Raw genomic sequence first — 16,696 nt, 5'->3', positions numbered from 1 at the left:
ATTATCCGTATTTTTGGAATAGTGTTTCCATTTTTGCGTACTTGCGCATTTTCTTCCGAACAATAATATCGGTTTTGGAAGTGACGGCAAGAGCGGTTCTTTCGAACAACCTGCCGAGGGCAAGAGATGAACACGCAGTGGCATACTATGGAAGGCAGCGGCTCAAAGCAGCCACCTCTTTCCGTGCGTATCTACAGGAGCGAAAGTGAAAACCGCTCTCCGCCGCTGGTGCTTTATCTCGGCGGCGGCTCGTTTCAGGAACAGGGCTGCCAGCGACTTGAACTTCCGGTCGCGAGAGCATTGGCAGACCAGGGTGCCGTTGTCATCGAGGCCGACTATACCACGCTGTCGGGCAATGAATTTCCGGCGGTAATCGATTGTGCTTTCGAGGCGCTGGATTGCCTGAGCAGTGCCCGAAAGCAATATGGCGGTGCAAAGTCGCTGTTGTTTGTGGCCGGTGAAGAGGCCGGAGGCAACGTTGCTGCCGGTCTGGCGCTGAAGGCGCGGGATCGGATGCCGGGAAAGGTCGCAGGGCAGATTTTGCTGTCACCGATGATCGACCCGTTTATGGCATCGATCTCTTTTCGCGACGCCGACAAGATTGGCATGCGCCAGCGGTGGGCCGAGGGATGGAGCCGTTATCTGGCAAAGGCATGTGGTTCTGTGCACCCTTATGCCGCACCGTGCCAGTGCACGCGGCTCGACCGTGTCGCACCGGCACTCATTTTTACCGCGCAGGATGATCCTCTGCACGATGAGACAGTCAACTACGCCAGTCGCCTGATAGCGGCAGGGGTGCCTGTTCGGCAACATGTTTTTCCTTCTGGCGATGGCTGGACGGGACTTTATCGCGGGGAAGGTGGCAAGTGGCTCTCTGCTGTTTGCACCGAATTTGCGGATTTTATTCAAGACCTTAAGAACTAACAGTCAGACCCACAATCACTGATCGGCTTCAGACGAAGCCAAGGAGTATCCCATGACGCTCAAGAACAAGCGCCGTGCCCTTGCGGGTGCCGGCTTAGGCCTTGCCGTGTCCGTAGCAGCGGCCGCATTCCTCTTCAATCTTCCCATGAAAAACGATGCCATAGCTGCATCCGCACCGGCTGAAACGCCTGCAATTCCCGTGACTGTCTCGGTGGTCGAAAGCCGCGATGTGACGCATTGGCAGCAATTTTCCGGACGGCTGGAAGCTGTCGAGCGCGTCCAGATCCGCTCTCGTGTCGCCGGCCAGATCCAAGCGGTTCATTTTCGTGAAGGCGCATTGGTAAAGGCCGGTGATCCCCTGTTCACAATTGATCCTGCACCTTACCAGGCAACAGTTGCCGGTGCGGAAGCGCAGGTTGCCTCCGCCGAAGCCAAAGTCAGCCTTGCAAGAACCGAACTTGAACGTGGTCGCCGGATGTCTGAGAACCGGACCATCTCACAAAGTGATCTCGACCAGCGGCTGAGCAATGTTGCTGACGCTGAGGCGCAGGCACGGGCCGCAAAGGCGGCACTGACGACAGCGCAACTGGATCTTGACTATACGCAGCTCCGCGCTCCCGTGTCGGGGCGTGTCGGCAAACTCGAAATTACCGTTGGCAACCTTGTGGCCGCTGGCTCCACCTCGCCGGCACTCACCACCCTTGTCTCCGTTGATCCAATCTATGCGGGCTTCAACGCCAGCGAAGAAATGGTCTCGAAGGCCCTGTCGCAATTGCCAGTCTCGGATGGCGCGCTTCAGGCTCTGGAGCAAATTCCAGTCGAAGTGGGCACGCTGGCTGATGAAGGCACCCCGATCAAGGGCACCCTGCACCTGATCGACAATCAGGTTGACAGCGCAAGCGGCACAATTGGTGTTCGCGCCGTGTTCGCCAATGCGGATGGGCGCCTGATCCCCGGCCAGTTCGTACGGGTTCGCATGGGTGAGCCAAAGTCCGAAAACCGCATCGTGATCAGCGATCGCGCCATCGGCACGGATCAGGACAAGAAGTATGTCTTCGTCGTGGATGGCGAGAACAAGGTGAACTACAGACAGATCAAGCCCGGCCCATCTGCGGATGGCATGCGGGTCGTTGAAAGCGGCCTCGCCGCCGGAGACAAGATCGTCGTCAACGGTTTGCAGCGCATTCGCCCCGGTGCTGTCGTAGCACCACAGACCGAAGAAAAGGTCGCGGCCTCGCAATAAAAAATCCGGCGGGCCTGCTCCCAAGGGGTCCGCCGTCCCATTGATCAGAACAGGACACGAAGACCTGCCGGTGACTATCGCCACCGGAGCGGTCCTTCGCGTCCAGATTTTCACCCGGAGAGGGCTAAATCATGAACATCTCCAGATTTTTCGTAGACCGGCCGGTTTTCGCTGGCGTCCTATCGGTCCTTATCGTCGTGGCAGGCCTCATCGGCATGCGCGCGCTTCCGATTTCCGAATATCCAGAAGTCGTTCCACCTTCCATCGTGGTTCGCGCCACCTATCCCGGCGCAAACCCGAAGGTCATTGCTGAAACGGTTGCAACACCGCTGGAAGAACAGATCAACGGCGTCGAGGACATGCTTTACATGTCCAGTCAGGCGACGTCCGATGGCGTCATGACACTGACGGTGACGTTCAAGCTCGGAACGGACCCGGACAAGGCGCAGCAACTGGTGCAGAACCGTGTCTCGCAGGCAGAACCACGCTTGCCCGCCGAAGTCAGAAGTCTTGGCGTTTCTACCGTCAAGAGTTCGCCCGACCTGATGATGGTCGTGCATCTGGTCTCGCCCGGAAATCAATATGACCTCACTTATCTGCGCAACTATGCCGTCCTCAACATCAAGGACCGTCTGGCGCGCATTGAAGGCGTGGGACAGGTGCAGATTTTCGGCGCTGGCGATTATTCCATGCGCGTCTGGATCGATCCGCAAAAGGCGGCGGAGCACAATCTGGCTGCCAGCGATATCAGCAATGCCATTCGCGAACAAAACGTGCAGGCTGCGGCAGGCACCATCGGCGCGTCGCCAAGCCTCACAGGTGTTGATCTTCAGCTCAACGTCAACGCGCAGGGCCGTCTTTCCACGCCGGAAGAGTTCGGCAACATCATCGTGAAAAGCGGCGCGAATGGCGAGATCACCCGCCTGCGTGACGTTGCCCGCGTCGAACTCGGCGCTGCGGACTATGCACTGCGCTCACTGCTGGATGGTGAATCTGCGGTGGCCATTCCTGTCTTTCAGGCTCCAGGCTCCAACGCTATCACTATTTCCGATCAGGTTTCTGCCACCATGCAGGATTTGCAGGCGGCGATGCCTGATGGCGTGAAATACGAAATCGTCTATGACACGACCCAGTTCGTGCGCGCATCTATCGACAAGGTCATCGATACGCTGCTGGAAGCCATCGCGCTCGTCGTGATCGTGGTTATCCTGTTCCTCCAGACATGGCGCGCCTCGATCATTCCGTTGATCGCCGTGCCCGTATCCATCATCGGCACATTCGCGGTCATGTATGTCTTTGGCTTCTCGATCAATGCGCTCAGCCTCTTCGGGCTTGTGCTGGCCATCGGTATCGTCGTGGATGACGCCATCGTGGTTGTGGAAAACGTCGAACGCAACATCGAAAACGGCCTCTCTCCGCGCGACGCGACCTATCGCGCCATGAAAGAAGTTTCCGGCCCAATCATCGCGATTGCGCTGGTCCTCGTCGCGGTCTTCGTGCCGCTTGCCTTCATCTCAGGCCTGTCGGGCCAGTTCTATCGTCAGTTCGCGCTGACGATTGCGATTTCCACGGTCATCTCCGCCATCAACTCCTTGACCCTGTCTCCTGCATTGGCTGCCTTGCTCCTCAAGGATCACCATGCGCCAAAGGATTGGCTGACACGGGGCATGGACAAGGTCTTTGGCGGCTTCTTCCGGGGCTTCAACCGCGCCTTTGGTGCCGCCTCGAATGGATATGGCAAGAGTGTCGGTGGGTTGTTGAACCGCAAGAGCATCGTCATGGTCGTCTATGTCGTGCTGGCGGGCGCTACCTATGGCATGTTCAACGCCGTGCCCGGCGGTTTCGTGCCCGCACAGGACAAGCAGTATCTGATCGGCTTTGCGCAATTGCCCGATGCCGCAAGCCTTGACCGCACCGAAGACGTCATCAAGCGCATGAGCGAGATTGCCATGCAGCAGCCCGGTGTCGAACACGCGATTGCGTTTCCGGGCCTGTCCATCAACGGCTTTACCAACAGCTCCAATGCGGGCGTGGTATTCGTCGCATTGAGCCCATTCGAGGAGCGCACGACACCGAAACTTTCTGGCGGGGCCATTGCAATGGCGCTCAACCAGAAATTCGGCGCTGTTCAGGATGCCTTCATTGCCATGTTCCCGCCACCACCCGTCAACGGCCTCGGCACCACGGGCGGCTTCAAGATGCAGATCGAGGACCGTGCGGGCTTCGGATACCAACAGCTTGACGAGGTGACCAAGGCCTTCCTCGCCAAAGCCTACCAAACACCGGAACTGGCAGGTCTGTTCTCCAGCTTCCAGATCAACGTACCTCAGCTTTACGCTGACCTTGATCGTGCAAAGGCCGAACAGCTCGGCGTTTCCGTGACTGATGTTTTTGAGACGTTGCAGATCTATCTCGGCTCTCTCTACGTCAATGACTTCAACGCCTTTGGCCGAACCTACAGTGTGCGGGTGCAGGCAGATGCGAAGTTCCGGGCGCAGGCAGACGATATTGGTCAGTTGAAGGTGCGCTCGTCCAACGGTCAGATGATACCGCTTTCGGCCCTCCTGAGAGTTGACGCCACGACGGGACCTGAACGCACCACGCGATACAACGGGTTCCTCGCTGCCGATATCAATGGCGGTCCGGCACCGGGCTTCTCATCGGGCGAGGCGCAGGCTGCCATAGAGCGCATCGCCAACGAAACGCTGCCAGCCGGCATCGCCTATGAGTGGACCGATTTGACCTATCAGCAAATCCTTGCCGGAAATTCGGGTTTCCTCGTCTTCCCGCTGGCGCTTTTGCTGGTCTATCTGGTGCTGGCCGCGCAATATGAAAGCCTCACACTACCGCTTGCGATCATCATGATCGTTCCGATGGGTGTGCTGGCGGCCATGACGGGCGTCTGGCTGACAGGCGGTGACAACAACATTTTCACGCAGATCGGCCTGATCGTCCTTGTCGGTCTCTCGGCAAAGAACGCGATCCTGATCGTGGAGTTTGCCCGGGAACTGGAGTTTGAAGGCCGAACGCCTGTAGCCGCTGCCATCGAAGCAAGTCGCCTTCGCCTGCGCCCGATCCTGATGACATCACTTGCCTTCATCATGGGCGTTGTACCGCTGGTGATCTCCACCGGTGCCGGTGCGGAAATGCGCTCGGCCATGGGCATCGCGGTGTTCTCAGGCATGATCGGGGTCACGATATTCGGCATCTTCATGACGCCAGTCTTCTATGTGCTGGTGCGAAAAATGTCCGGCAACCGGCCGCTCATCCAGCATAAGGAAGAGCCTGCGAATACCGACTACAAGATGGAAGAGGCTGTATAAGCCACATCCAGAGTTCGAACGAAAAAGCCGCAGGTTTGCCTGCGGCTTTTTGTTGTTCGGGGATCGCTCGTTTAATTGGCCAATCGGGCTTTGATGGCGCGAACGATGTCTATGTCGGTCCGCTTGATATGAGCATCCGAGAAGCCGAACGAGATGATGTCTGGCTTGTCGACAGCCACGCTGGAAGAGCACGAAGAGTGCACCTCTTTTATCGTTACGTGAGCCAGCAAAGCATTGATGGTTTGAAGATTGACGCCAGCGCCGGGCATGATGGAGATGCGATCACCCGCAATATCCAGAGTGGCTCTTAGATCGGACAATCCTTCGATAACGGAAGGCGCGCGGCCTGATGTCAAGATACGCTCAAACCCACAGGCAACGGCGATATCAACGGCTTGCGGCAAATCAGGAACTAGATCGAAGGCCCGGTGAAGGGTACGTGGCATGGAGTCGACCACATGCGACAGTCGTTTCAAAACCTCTTCGTCCAAACGTCCATCGGCGTGGTTTGCGCCAAAGACGATGCCGGAGATACCGCATGTCGCGGCAAATCTAATATCGTCCTCCATCACGGCCAGTTCATCCTCGCAGTAGACGAAGTCTCCCGCGCGCGGTCGGATCATCGCATAGCACGGAACGGTGCATTGACCCGCAAGGCTCATCAGCCCGACCGAGGGCGTCAGCCCGCCCACCGCAAGTGCGCTGCACAGTTCAATCCGGTCCGCGCCACCCTCGATGGCAGCGTGGAGCCCCTCAACGTCATCGACGCAGACCTCAAGCAAAATATCAGCCATGGACCAGAGGCCTCACTATGGAATGGTGATCAGGACGCGACGATATTGCCGTCTTCGCCAAAGCGATGGGTAGCACCGCCGCTAGGTGTCGCATGGACGATATCGTCGGGCGCATAGGCGTGTTCGCCGAACAGGCGCACGGTCAGCAAGCCAATGGTTTCGCTTTCCAGATAGACAATCGTATCTGCGCCCAGATGCTCGACATGCACGACTTTGCCAGACCAGGTCCCGCTATCACGTGACAAGACGAGATGTTCCGGACGGATACCAAGCGTCTTGTATCCGGTTTCGCCAAGGCGAGCAGCATCGATGAAATTCATCTGTGGCGAGCCGATAAAACCCGCAACGAACAGATTGGCTGGGCGATTATAAAGCTCCATTGGCGAGCCAACCTGCTCGATGCGACCGGCGTTCAGAACAACGATCTTGTCGGCCAGCGTCATGGCCTCGACCTGATCGTGGGTGACGTAAATCATTGTCGCCTTCAGGCGCCGGTGAAGGCGCGCAATTTCAAGCCGGGTTTGAACACGCAAGGCCGCATCAAGATTGGACAGGGGTTCATCGAACAAAAAGAGCGTGGGTTCGCGCACAATCGCGCGGCCAATGGCAACGCGCTGGCGCTGCCCGCCTGAAAGCTCTGCCGGACGCCGTTCGAGATAGGGCCCGAGCGACAGCAAATTTGACGCATTCGCAACCCGCGTCTCGATCTCATCCTTCGGTGTTCCCGCCTGCTTCAGGCCTAGGCCCATATTGTCTTTCACCGTCAGGTGCGGGTAAAGCGCGTAAGACTGGAAAACCATGGCGATACCACGCTTGGCTGGTGGCACGGCAGAGACTTCGCGACCGTCAATGACGATCTGGCCAGAGCTGATATCTTCAAGTCCGGCGATGGTGCGCAGAAGAGTGGATTTACCGCAGCCCGACGGGCCGACAAAGATGACGAATTCGCCGTCCTTAACCTCCAGATCAATGCCTTTCAGCACCTCGACGGTGCCGAAGGACTTGGCGACGGATTTGAGTGTCAGATTACCCACGGATGCTCTCCAGTCTCACAGGTCGACCATGCGACCGGTTCGCGCGCTCTCATCCGCCGCAAGGCAGATGCGCAGCGATTGAACGGCGTCGGTCATGTGTCGGTTAAGATCAATGTCTTCGCGGATGGCCTTCAACACATAGGCCTGCTCGCGGTCGCAAAGCTCCTGATGCCCCGGCTCCCCTTCCATCTGGAGAAACTGGTCGGGCTCAATGAAAGTGCCATCTGCCCCGGTCGCGGCCTTGTGTAGTCGGATTGTCGAGGTTTTCGTATGGGTGTCGATGTCGTCAGACTTTGCGTTCGGGTCCATCACAATGGACACGCAGCCCTTGGGCGACATCACATCCTTTACAAAGAAAGCCGTCTCCGAAATCATCGGCCCCCACCCCGCCTCATACCAGCCAATAGAACCGTCATCGAAAGTGACCTGTAAGTGGCCGTAATTGTACATGTCTGGCGCAATCTCCTCGGAGAGGCGAAGGCCCATGCCGCGCACTGAGACCGGTTTGGCGTCCGTGATCTGGCACATGACATCGACATAATGCACGCCGCAATCAACTATGGGCGGTGTCGTGTGCATCAACGCCTTGTGGGTGGCCCATGTCTTGCCTGAAGACTGCTGATTGAGGTTCATGCGGAACACATAGGGTCCGCCAAGGTCCCGCGCGAGGGAGATGAGTTTCATCCACGATGGGTGATGGCGCAGAATATAACCAACGACCAGCTTGCGGCCATTGGCGCGGGCGCACGCAACAACACGCTCCGCATCCGCCACCGTGGTTGCCAGCGGTTTTTCCACAAACACATGGCAGCCCGCTTCCATAGCCTTGATGGCGAAGTCCGCGTGGCTGTCGGAATAGGTATTGATTGAGCACAGATCCGGCTTCAGTTCCGCCAGCGCATCATCAAAGGATGGCAGGATCTGATGGTTTGCCAATGGTTGGGGCAAGGTAACCGCAGAGCGGTTGACGAGACCGACAATCTCGAAGCCGGGATTGGCAGCATAGGCCAACGCGTGGCTCATGCCCATATTGCCAAGACCGGCGACCAGAACTTTCAGAGGTTGCGCGTTCATTTGACCGCTCCTGCCGTGATACCGCGGATCAGTTGCCGCGAGAAAATCGTGTAGAGAACAAGGACCGGCGCGATTGCCAGCGAAAGCGCGGCGAGCACAGCATTCCAGTTGGTCACGAATTGGCCGATGAAGATTTGCGTACCGAGCGTGATGGTTTTCGTGGCCTCACTTGGGGCGAGGATGAGCGGAAACCAAAGATCATTCCAGATCGGGATCATGGTGAAGACCGCAACCGTTGCCATGGAAGGGCGGATCAGCGGCAGCACAAGGCGAAAGAAAATCTTGTATTCCGATAGCCCATCGATGCGCCCGGCATTTTTGAGATCATCGGAAACCGTGCGCATGAACTCCGACAGAATGAAAATCGCAAGCGGCAAGCCCTGCGCGGTATAGACCAGAACAAGGGCGGTTCGAGTGTTGACCAGACCTGTTGCGACCATGCCCTGCAAAATGCCGATGGTGCCCAAGCGGATCGGGATCATGATACCCAGCGCCATGTAGAGGCCCAGCAACGTATTGCCCCTGAAACGATATTCCGACAGCGCAAATGCGGCCATGGCACCGAACAAAAGCACAAGTGCAATCGAGAGAACGGTCACGATCAACGAATTCTGCATATAGTGCACGAAATCGCCCTGCCCGAGTACCGTCGTGTAACCCACCAGATCGAAGGTCGAGGGAAGCGGCGGATGCATCGGATTGCGAAAAATCGCGTTTCGCGACTTGAACGAGTTGATGATGGTCAAGACCACCGGAAACAGCGCAATGGCCGTATAGGTGATGAGAACTGCGTGGGCACCGAGCGTGCGAGCCAGGGATGAGCGTGCTTTCGACATGGCTGTTGCCCTTCAGAACTGATAGCGGCGCATGCGGCGCTGAATGGCGAAGAGATAGAGGCTGACACCGGCCAAGATGATGAGGAACATGACCGTTGCAATCGTCGCGCCCATGGAGCGATCTCCAAGCTGGAGCTGAAAGCCAAAGAAGGTCCGATACAGCAATGTGCCCAGAATATCCGTCGATCCGTCCGGCCCAGCCAGCGCGCCTTGCACGGTGTAGATCAGGTCGAAGGCATTGAAATTGCCGACGAAGGTCAGGATGGAAATGATGCCGACGGAGGGTAGGATCAACGGCAACTTGATCTTCCAGAACTGGCTCCAGCCCGTAATGCCGTCCATTTCCGCAGCCTCGATCACCTCATCGGGAATGTTCAAAAGCGCTGCATAGATCAGCATCATGGGGATGCCGACATATTGCCAGACAGAAATCAGTGACACTGCAATCAGTGCCGAGCCGGGCTTGCCAAGCCACGGCGCAAACAGCGATTTCAGGTACACAAGATCAAGCAATGTGGGCGCAACGCCCCAGAGCGGCGATAGAATAAGCTTCCAGATGAAGCCGACGATGACGAAGGAGAGAAGCGTCGGCAGAAAGATAGCGGTGCGATAAAAGGCCGAAAACCGGAGTTTCGGCAGCGAAAGCAAAGCTGCAAGAGCCACGCCAATGGGGTTTTGCACCAGCATATGAATGATGAAGAAGATCGTGTTGTTGAGGAGCGCATTCCAGAGATCGGCAGACCAGCGCTCGTCCCCAAACAGTGTTCTGAAATTTTGCAGGCCGACGAATACTTTCTGACCATCCACCTGGTTGAAAAAGGAAAGCCACAGTGTGCTGCCCAAGGGAATGATCATCACGGCGGTATAGACAAGAAAGGCTGGCAGCATGAACACGAAGATGTGCCAGCGGACGGGCCGCCTGATCGGTCGTTGATCGTCTGAAATCATATCGGCGCTCATGGGACCAGTCCGAACAATTGGAAAAAGGAAGCCGTGTTACCCGGAACCATGTCCGCGCGACCGATGATCCGGCTCTCATGCGATTGAGGAGATGTGCAAGAGCATGGCGGTTGTTGAACCGCCATGCTTGAACAGGTCGGCTTACTTGGCAGGCTTATACCAACCGTCGAGGCCCTTTTGCAGCTTTTCAGCGGCGACAGCTGGCGTATCCGTACCGTTGATCACATTGGCGGATTCGACCCAGGTCTCGTTTTCGAGGTTAGGCGTGCCGCGTGACAGGATCTGGTAGGTGGAGCGGATGGTTGGCTTGCACTTTTCGCGCCAAGATACGAATTCCTGTGCAACAGGGTCAGCCATCTTCACGGCTGTCTTGTTCAGGCTGAAGAAGCCCGGCAAAGCGTTCGCGTAAAGGTCTGCAAATTCTGCCGAAGAAACCCATTCCAGGAACTTTGCAGCTTCAGCAGGGTGCTTCGACTTTGCATTCATGCCCATGCCGATATCGGTATGGTCGGAGATGTAGCAAGTATCACCTGCCTTCTCGACGGGTGGCGGGAATGCGCCCATCTTGAACTGTGCCTGCGCGTTAAAGCCAGAGATTTCCCAGGAACCGGCCGGGTAAATGGCGGCGCGGCCCAACGTGAACATGTTCTGGCTGTCAGGATAGGTCTGGGCTTCGAAACCGTCGCCGAGGTAATCCTTCCACTTGGCCAGCACTTCGTAAGGTTTGACCCAGTCGGCATCGGTCAGCTTCTGCTCACCCTTGATCAGCGCAAGACGGCCTTCTTCGCCCTTCCAGTAGTTGGGACCGATATTCTGGTAACCCATGGTCGCGGCTTCCCACAAATCCTTGGTGCCCATCGCCATCGGAACGTACGTGCCATCAGCCTTGATCTTGTCGAGAGCAGCGAAGAACTCAGCTTGCGTCTTCGGAACCTCGATCTTCAACGCTTCAAAAGCGTCCTTGTTATAGATGAAGCCATGGATAACCGAGGCCATCGGTACGCAGAAAGTCTGAGCGCCATCATCCGTGGACCATGCGGTCTTTGCCACGTCGGAGAAATTCGCCATGCCGGCATTCTTGGTCAGGTCGCCGAGATAGCCCTTCTTGAAAAGCTCCAGCGAAGCATCGAACGGGCGGCAGGTGATGAGATCGCCAGCGGAACCGGATTCCAGCTTGGCATTCAGTGCCGCATTGTATTCGGTCGGTGCCATAGGCTGAAACGAGAGCTTGATGCCGGGGTTCTTGGCTTCAAACGCTGGAATAAGCTTGTCCTTCCAGATCGCAAGATCGTCGTTGCGCCAGCTTTCGATCGTCAGCGTCACGTCCTGCGCAGATGCGAGGCCTGCATAGCCAAACAGGCTTGCGCCCACTAGCAGTGCCTTGGTGATAGTGCGGGTCATCTTGTTCTCCCTCTTGATGTAACGCCCTCAAGGCGCTCAACAACTGTGATTTTTGCCAGTCTCATTCGCCGATCAGCTGAAGCGCGCGCCGAACGTTGTGGCCGCTTTCCTCCAGCATATGCTCAGCTGAATTCTTCGTCTTCGCGCCTGCTGCAAGCAGGATAGCGATCTTCACGGAGCCGGACGCCTTTTCCACCAATCGTCCAGCTTCGCTTATCTCCACGCCGGTCACGCCGGATACGATCCGTGCAGCGCGCTCAACGAGTTTCTTGTTGTCCGCCCGCAGGTTGACCATATAGCCGTCATGCACATGACCGAGGCGAATGGCCATCAATGTCGAAAACATGTTCAGCGCAATTTTTTGCGCCGTTCCAGCGCCCATGCGGGTTGAACCCGATACAAATTCCGGCGGCGTTTTAAGAAGAACCGACACATCCGACATATCGAAGATTTTTGCGCCGACATTATTGGCAATCGCTACGACTTTCGCGCCTCTTTCCCGCGCAACCTGCACGACAGCCAGGGCATAAGGTGTCGATCCGCTTGCCGTGATAGCAACCACACAGTCACCTTCAACGATGATCCCGGCGTCGATCTTCGCCTGCTCGACATCATCCTCGGGCGCGCCGGGCATATCGGAGAGATTGCTGGCGCCACCGGCAAACAGGATGGCAATCTGTTCACGCCCGATGCCGTAAGTGCCGGGCAATTCCAATGCGTCGGCCATCGCCATCAGCCCGGAACTGCCCGCGCCCACATAAACCAGCTTGCGCCCTGCCGCGATTGCATCCGCGGCAAGTGCCGATGCACGTTCAATTGCGTCATGAGCGGCATTGACAGATTGCGCCGCCTCCTGCTGGCCCGCGCTCAAAAGCAACAGAATGTCACCCGGCATCATAGTGTCGAGGCCCTTCGCCTTTTCGTGCAAACCTTCAGTTCCGCCAGCGCTCATCAAAAAACTCCCTGCCGCCGAATTTAATGCCAAAAAAATACCAATTGTCCAGCATCTTTTCATATTAGATTTACTTTTGAGGCCAGGAAGCGAGAAACGTCTGATTAATGGATTGATTCCTATTGCTTATTTAGATTTTAATGGAAATTAATTTTTCTCTCTTGGATATTGGTATTTTTTTGGTATCTTCTTTTCAGGAGACAGTTTCATGCAGCGATATCTCGTGGGAATCGACGGTGGCGGCACAAGTTGCCGGGCGGCAGTCGCTGATGCATCAGGCCGAATTCTCGGTCGGGGCAAAAGCGGCGCATCCAACATCATGACGGCGCCGGATACAGCAATCGCAAATATCGCGGATGCTGCGAAAGCAGCTTTTGTGGATGCGGGACTCGATGCAAATCTCATTGAAGACGCCAGCGCGTATCTTGGCCTCGCGGGTAACCACGTCGAAAATACCGTCGCCTATGTGATGCCACGCCTGCCCTTTCGCCATTCCGTGATCGAATCCGACGGGCTGATTGCGCTTCAGGGCGCGCTGGGGGACGGAGATGGGGCGGTGGCTATTCTCGGCACCGGTACAATCTATATCGCCCGCAGCGCAGGCGTTATCCACTATGTGGGCGGCTGGGGCTATCATCTCGGAGATCTGGGAAGTGGCGGACGTTTGGGCCAGATGGCATTGCAGGAAAGCCTGCTGGCCTGTGACGGCATCGCTCCGCAAACGACCATGACCCGTGCGCTTCTTGAAGAGTTCTCCAATCAACCACGCAAGATGGTCGCATTTTCGCAGAGCGCAAAGCCCGGCGATTACGCGCGCTTCGCACCCCGCGTTTTCGATTTTGCCACAGCTGGCGATGAGGCGGCACTCTCCATTTTGAAACAGGCCGCTGGCTTCATCGACGCATCGCTTGACCGGGTATCAGAGCTAACGAGCGGCGGCAGGCTGTGTCTGCTGGGTGGCTTATCGGCACTTTATGCGCCCTATCTCGCGGCGCGCCATCGTGAACGCCTTGCACCTCCAGCCGAAGATGCGCTCTGCGGTGCTGTCGCCCTTGCGAAAGCAACCTTCGTGAACGAGATGGAAGGGGCTGCATGATGGAGGGGTTATCACAGTTTCTCTCTCCCGATGATCTTCAATCCAGCGGATCAGGACCGCTTTACGTGAAGCTCCGCCAATCGCTTGAAGATGCGATCCTATCTGGCAAACTCAGCCACGGACAGGCGCTGCCGCCGGAACGCGATCTGGCTGAATTTGCCAATGTGAGCCGGGTCACCGTCCGCAAGGCGGTGGATGATCTGGTGAAGGACGGACTGTTGAACCGCAAGCACGGCTCTGGCACTTTCGTCATGAAACCCGTCTCGCGTCTGCAACAGCCCTTGTCACGGCTGACGTCCTTTACCGAAGACATGGCGCGGCGTGGTTATGTGACCCGCTCGGAATGGCTGGGGCGCGGACTTTTTCACCCGTCATCGGACGAGATGATGATGCTGGGCCTAAAGGTCGATATGATGGTGGCACGGCTGGAGCGTCTGCGCATTGCCAATGAATTGCCGCTTGCCATCGAGCGGGCGAGCCTTGCTTCAGATATCCTGCCGGACCCTCACGCGGTCACGACCTCGCTTTACGCTGAATTGCATCGCACAGGTTATAGGCCGGTTCGTGCCGTACAGCGCATTTCAGCCTGCAACGTGACGCGCGAGGATGCGGCTTTGCTGGCGGTGCCGGAAGGCTCTGCGGGCCTTGCCATCGAGCGCATTTCCTATCTGGATTCCGGCCGTGTGGTGGAACTGACCCGCTCGCTTTATCGCGGTGATGCCTATGACTTCGTTGCGGAAATGACCCTGACTGACGGCTGATGCGGCCATTGAACTGACAGAAAAGAGAATACTATGCCAACGCATATGCGCCAGGAAATTGACGAAATACCCGACGCCGCCAGCCGTCTTCTCAGCCGCTCGCATGATGCCTTGCAAAGTGCTGGCAAGGCGTTGCGGGATCGCGACCCGGATTTTCTCATTACCATCGCCAGAGGGTCGTCAGACCATGCAGCCCATTTCCTGAAATATGCCATTGAGCAGCAGGCAGGGCGTGCCGTGGCCTCCATTGGTCCTTCGCTAGCCTCGATCTACGGCAAATCGCTGAAACTGGATCGCGCAGCGGCCATCTCTATATCGCAATCCGGCAAAAGCCCCGATATTGTCGCGCTAGCCCAATCAGCAGCCGCATCTGGTGCGCTGACGATATCGTTGACGAACACCCAGCCCTCGCCTTTGTCAGATGCGTCAGAACATGCTGTCGATATCAATGCAGGCCCTGAGCTTGCCGTTGCGGCGACCAAGTCCTTCTTCAATTCGGTGTTGGCGGGCCTTGCCATTCTGGCTGAATGGACTGTTGACGCGGAGCTACAGCGCTCCATTCAACAACTGCCGGAAAAACTGGCGCAGGCAATCACGCTGGATTGGCAGGCTTTGGCCGATGAGTTGGGCAACGCTGAATCGCTTTTCATGCTGGGCCGGGGCCCATCTCTGGCCATTGCCAGCGAGGCTGCGCTGAAGTTCAAGGAAACATCGGAAATGCATGCCGAGGCCTATTCCAGCGCCGAAGTTCTGCACGGCCCGGTGGCCCTTGTCGACCGACGGTTTCCGGTGGTGACGTTTGCGGCGCGGGATGCCGCGTTTTCCTCTGTCCTTGCGACGGCAGACAGTCTCGGTGAAAAAGGCGCACTTTCTTTTATCACGGCTGATGGCGCATCGCACGCGCGCCGTCTACCCTTTGTAGAGACAGGGCATCCGCTGACCAATGCGCTGACACTCATCGTTCCATTCTATGGCTTCGTGGAGGCATGGTCTCGGTCGCGAGGCTTCAATCCTGACGCGCCGCCCGCTCTTAAGAAAGTCACGGAGACCCACTGACCATGGAAAGAGTGCTGACAAACGCCCGGATTTTCGATGGCTTTTCCTGGCATGAGAACAGTGCCCTTGTGCTGAGCGACGGCAAGGTTTTGGGCATCGTGCCTGTGACAGAAATCCCCTCAGGGCATGAGCGGATTGACGCAAATGGCGCAACCATCATTCCCGGCTTTGTCGATTTGCAGGTCAATGGCGGCGGGGGCGTCATGCTCAACGACGACCAATCCGTCGACGGCATACGCCAGATCTGCGCGGCCCATGCCAAATTCGGCACCACATCCCTTCTGTCGACGCTGATAACGGATACGCCCGAGATTACGGCTGCGGCAATCAAGGCTGGCCTTGACGCGAAGACGGCTGGTGTTCCAGGCTTCCTTGGCCTGCACCTGGAAGGGCCACATCTTTCCGTGGCGCGCAAAGGCACGCATCATCCTGCGCTGATCCGGCCGATGGAGGATGTTGATCTTCAGCGTTTGCTCGCTGTCGCAGACAAGTTCGATGCGCTGATGATTACGGTCGCGCCGGAAAACACAACGGTTGAGCAAGTGAAGTCACTCGCAGAGGCCGGTTTTATCGTCAGCCTGGGTCACACCAACGCGACATACGAGACCGCCAAGACCTATGCCGATGCTGGCGCGCGCGTGGTGACACATCTTTTCAATGCCATGAGCCCGCTGGAAAACCGCTCGCCCGGCCTGGTTGGAGCCGCGCTCGATCTGGGAGAGCTTTCCTGTGGCATCATCGCAGACGGCTTTCACGTGCACCCTGCGTCCTTGGGTGCCGCGATCCGTGCAAAGCGCGGCCCCGGCCATGTCTTCCTCGTCACCGATGCCATGTCGACGATTGGAACGGATATTGCCGGTCTTTTGCTGAACGGTCGGCAGATTTATCGGAAAGACGGACGGCTCACGCTTGCCGACGGAACCCTTGCCGGCGCCGATATAGACATGTTGTCGTCGGTGCTCTTCATCCACAAAGTCCTCGGCATCGAGTTTTCGGAAGCCATCAGCATGGCGACGGTCTATCCCGCGCAAGCCGCAGGTGTCGGCGACGCGAAAGGATCGTTGAAGCCCGGATGCGACGCTGACTTCGTCGTGCTGGATCAGGAACATGCGATCATCAGCACATGGATAGGCGGCGAGCCGGTATTTGCGGCTTGACCAGTCGTGCGATCGGAATTTGAAAGCCGCCCCAGCATAAGTTCAAACGAAAAAGCCTGCCGCGGGAGGAGGTGCGGCAGGCTTT

At 57.2% G+C, this 16,696-nt stretch carries 14 protein-coding genes; 7 read left to right on the top strand and 7 right to left on the bottom strand.

The window, feature by feature from the left end:
• The first annotated feature begins 126 nt into the window (after nt 1-126).
• From RQI55_RS16100 to RQI55_RS16090, 3 genes are all read left to right on the top strand, one after another.
• Complete coding sequence (locus RQI55_RS16100) at nt 127-924, top strand: alpha/beta hydrolase (protein ID WP_042617114.1); 798 nt, start codon at nt 127-129, stop codon at nt 922-924.
• 52 nt (nt 925-976) lie between these two features.
• On the top strand, nt 977-2,167 hold the full coding sequence (locus tag RQI55_RS16095) for an efflux RND transporter periplasmic adaptor subunit (protein ID WP_243258300.1): 1,191 nt from the start codon (nt 977-979) through the stop codon (nt 2,165-2,167).
• A 131-nt stretch (nt 2,168-2,298) separates the two neighbouring features.
• Entirely contained in the window at nt 2,299-5,490 is a 3,192-nt protein-coding gene (locus RQI55_RS16090; RefSeq protein ID WP_243258301.1) for an efflux RND transporter permease subunit, read from the top strand.
• A 71-nt stretch (nt 5,491-5,561) separates the two neighbouring features.
• Here RQI55_RS16090 and RQI55_RS16085 read toward each other — a convergent pair whose 3' ends face one another.
• The 7 genes from RQI55_RS16085 to RQI55_RS16055 all read right to left on the bottom strand — a co-directional run bounded on the left by RQI55_RS16085 (nt 5,562) and on the right by RQI55_RS16055 (nt 12,541).
• On the bottom strand, nt 5,562-6,284 hold the full coding sequence (locus tag RQI55_RS16085; RefSeq protein WP_052496781.1) for a copper homeostasis protein CutC: 723 nt from the start codon (nt 6,282-6,284) through the stop codon (nt 5,562-5,564).
• Nucleotides 6,285-6,313: 29 nt separating this feature from the next.
• Entirely contained in the window at nt 6,314-7,318 is a 1,005-nt protein-coding gene (locus RQI55_RS16080) for an ABC transporter ATP-binding protein (protein ID WP_042617117.1), read from the bottom strand.
• Nucleotides 7,319-7,333: 15 nt separating this feature from the next.
• Nucleotides 7,334-8,392, bottom strand: coding sequence for a Gfo/Idh/MocA family protein (locus RQI55_RS16075; RefSeq protein WP_042617118.1), 1,059 nt, complete (start codon nt 8,390-8,392; stop codon nt 7,334-7,336).
• Complete coding sequence (locus RQI55_RS16070; RefSeq protein ID WP_042617119.1) at nt 8,389-9,228, bottom strand: carbohydrate ABC transporter permease; 840 nt, start codon at nt 9,226-9,228, stop codon at nt 8,389-8,391. The genes RQI55_RS16075 and RQI55_RS16070 overlap by 4 nt, the downstream gene beginning before the upstream one ends.
• A gap of 12 nt (nt 9,229-9,240) precedes the next feature.
• Entirely contained in the window at nt 9,241-10,188 is a 948-nt protein-coding gene (locus tag RQI55_RS16065; RefSeq protein ID WP_042617120.1) for a carbohydrate ABC transporter permease, read from the bottom strand.
• Between the two features lie 141 nt (nt 10,189-10,329).
• Nucleotides 10,330-11,589, bottom strand: coding sequence for an ABC transporter substrate-binding protein (locus RQI55_RS16060; RefSeq protein WP_042617121.1), 1,260 nt, complete (start codon nt 11,587-11,589; stop codon nt 10,330-10,332).
• Between the two features lie 61 nt (nt 11,590-11,650).
• Nucleotides 11,651-12,541, bottom strand: a complete 891-nt coding sequence (locus RQI55_RS16055; protein WP_311273186.1) for an N-acetylmuramic acid 6-phosphate etherase — start codon at nt 12,539-12,541, stop codon at nt 11,651-11,653.
• Nucleotides 12,542-12,749: 208 nt separating this feature from the next.
• Between RQI55_RS16055 and RQI55_RS16050 the strand changes: the two genes are divergently transcribed.
• From RQI55_RS16050 to nagA, 4 genes are read left to right on the top strand one after another with little or no spacing between them, the layout of a single operon-like run.
• Nucleotides 12,750-13,637: a BadF/BadG/BcrA/BcrD ATPase family protein gene (locus RQI55_RS16050; RefSeq protein WP_042617123.1), complete on the top strand. Its 888-nt coding sequence runs from the start codon at nt 12,750-12,752 to the stop codon at nt 13,635-13,637.
• The gene (locus RQI55_RS16045) at nt 13,634-14,398 is read left to right on the top strand and encodes a GntR family transcriptional regulator (protein ID WP_052496782.1); all 765 of its coding nucleotides are present in this window, start codon (nt 13,634-13,636) and stop codon (nt 14,396-14,398) included. Before RQI55_RS16050 ends, RQI55_RS16045 begins: the two co-directional genes overlap by 4 nt.
• A gap of 33 nt (nt 14,399-14,431) precedes the next feature.
• Nucleotides 14,432-15,454, top strand: a complete 1,023-nt coding sequence (locus RQI55_RS16040; RefSeq protein WP_243258303.1) for an SIS domain-containing protein — start codon at nt 14,432-14,434, stop codon at nt 15,452-15,454.
• Nucleotides 15,451-16,611 carry an N-acetylglucosamine-6-phosphate deacetylase gene (gene nagA, locus RQI55_RS16035; protein ID WP_042617125.1) on the top strand — a complete coding sequence of 387 codons (1,161 nt, stop codon included), beginning with the start codon at nt 15,451-15,453 and terminating at the stop codon, nt 16,609-16,611. Before RQI55_RS16040 ends, nagA begins: the two co-directional genes overlap by 4 nt.
• The last annotated feature ends 85 nt before the right edge of the window (nt 16,612-16,696 follow it).

Origin of the sequence: Rhizobium sp. WCS2018Hpa-16, assembly GCF_031843705.1 — a bacterium.
Taxonomy (GTDB): Bacteria; Pseudomonadota; Alphaproteobacteria; order Rhizobiales; family Rhizobiaceae; genus Agrobacterium; species Agrobacterium tumefaciens_C.
Note: the sequence above shows the minus strand (reverse complement) of the source record. Positions and strands in the feature narration are given on the sequence as shown.

Coding starts and splice junctions, on each gene's coding strand:
- RQI55_RS16100 (WP_042617114.1), top strand. CDS start 127: ATGAACACGCAGTGGCATACTATGGAAGGCAGCGGCTCAAAGCAGCCA.
- RQI55_RS16095 (WP_243258300.1), top strand. CDS start 977: ATGACGCTCAAGAACAAGCGCCGTGCCCTTGCGGGTGCCGGCTTAGGC.
- RQI55_RS16090 (WP_243258301.1), top strand. CDS start 2,299: ATGAACATCTCCAGATTTTTCGTAGACCGGCCGGTTTTCGCTGGCGTC.
- RQI55_RS16085 (WP_052496781.1), bottom strand. CDS start 6,284: ATGGCTGATATTTTGCTTGAGGTCTGCGTCGATGACGTTGAGGGGCTC.
- RQI55_RS16075 (WP_042617118.1), bottom strand. CDS start 8,392: ATGAACGCGCAACCTCTGAAAGTTCTGGTCGCCGGTCTTGGCAATATG.
- RQI55_RS16070 (WP_042617119.1), bottom strand. CDS start 9,228: ATGTCGAAAGCACGCTCATCCCTGGCTCGCACGCTCGGTGCCCACGCA.
- RQI55_RS16065 (WP_042617120.1), bottom strand. CDS start 10,188: ATGAGCGCCGATATGATTTCAGACGATCAACGACCGATCAGGCGGCCC.
- RQI55_RS16060 (WP_042617121.1), bottom strand. CDS start 11,589: ATGACCCGCACTATCACCAAGGCACTGCTAGTGGGCGCAAGCCTGTTT.
- RQI55_RS16055 (WP_311273186.1), bottom strand. CDS start 12,541: ATGAGCGCTGGCGGAACTGAAGGTTTGCACGAAAAGGCGAAGGGCCTC.
- RQI55_RS16050 (WP_042617123.1), top strand. CDS start 12,750: ATGCAGCGATATCTCGTGGGAATCGACGGTGGCGGCACAAGTTGCCGG.
- RQI55_RS16045 (WP_052496782.1), top strand. CDS start 13,634: ATGATGGAGGGGTTATCACAGTTTCTCTCTCCCGATGATCTTCAATCC.
- RQI55_RS16040 (WP_243258303.1), top strand. CDS start 14,432: ATGCCAACGCATATGCGCCAGGAAATTGACGAAATACCCGACGCCGCC.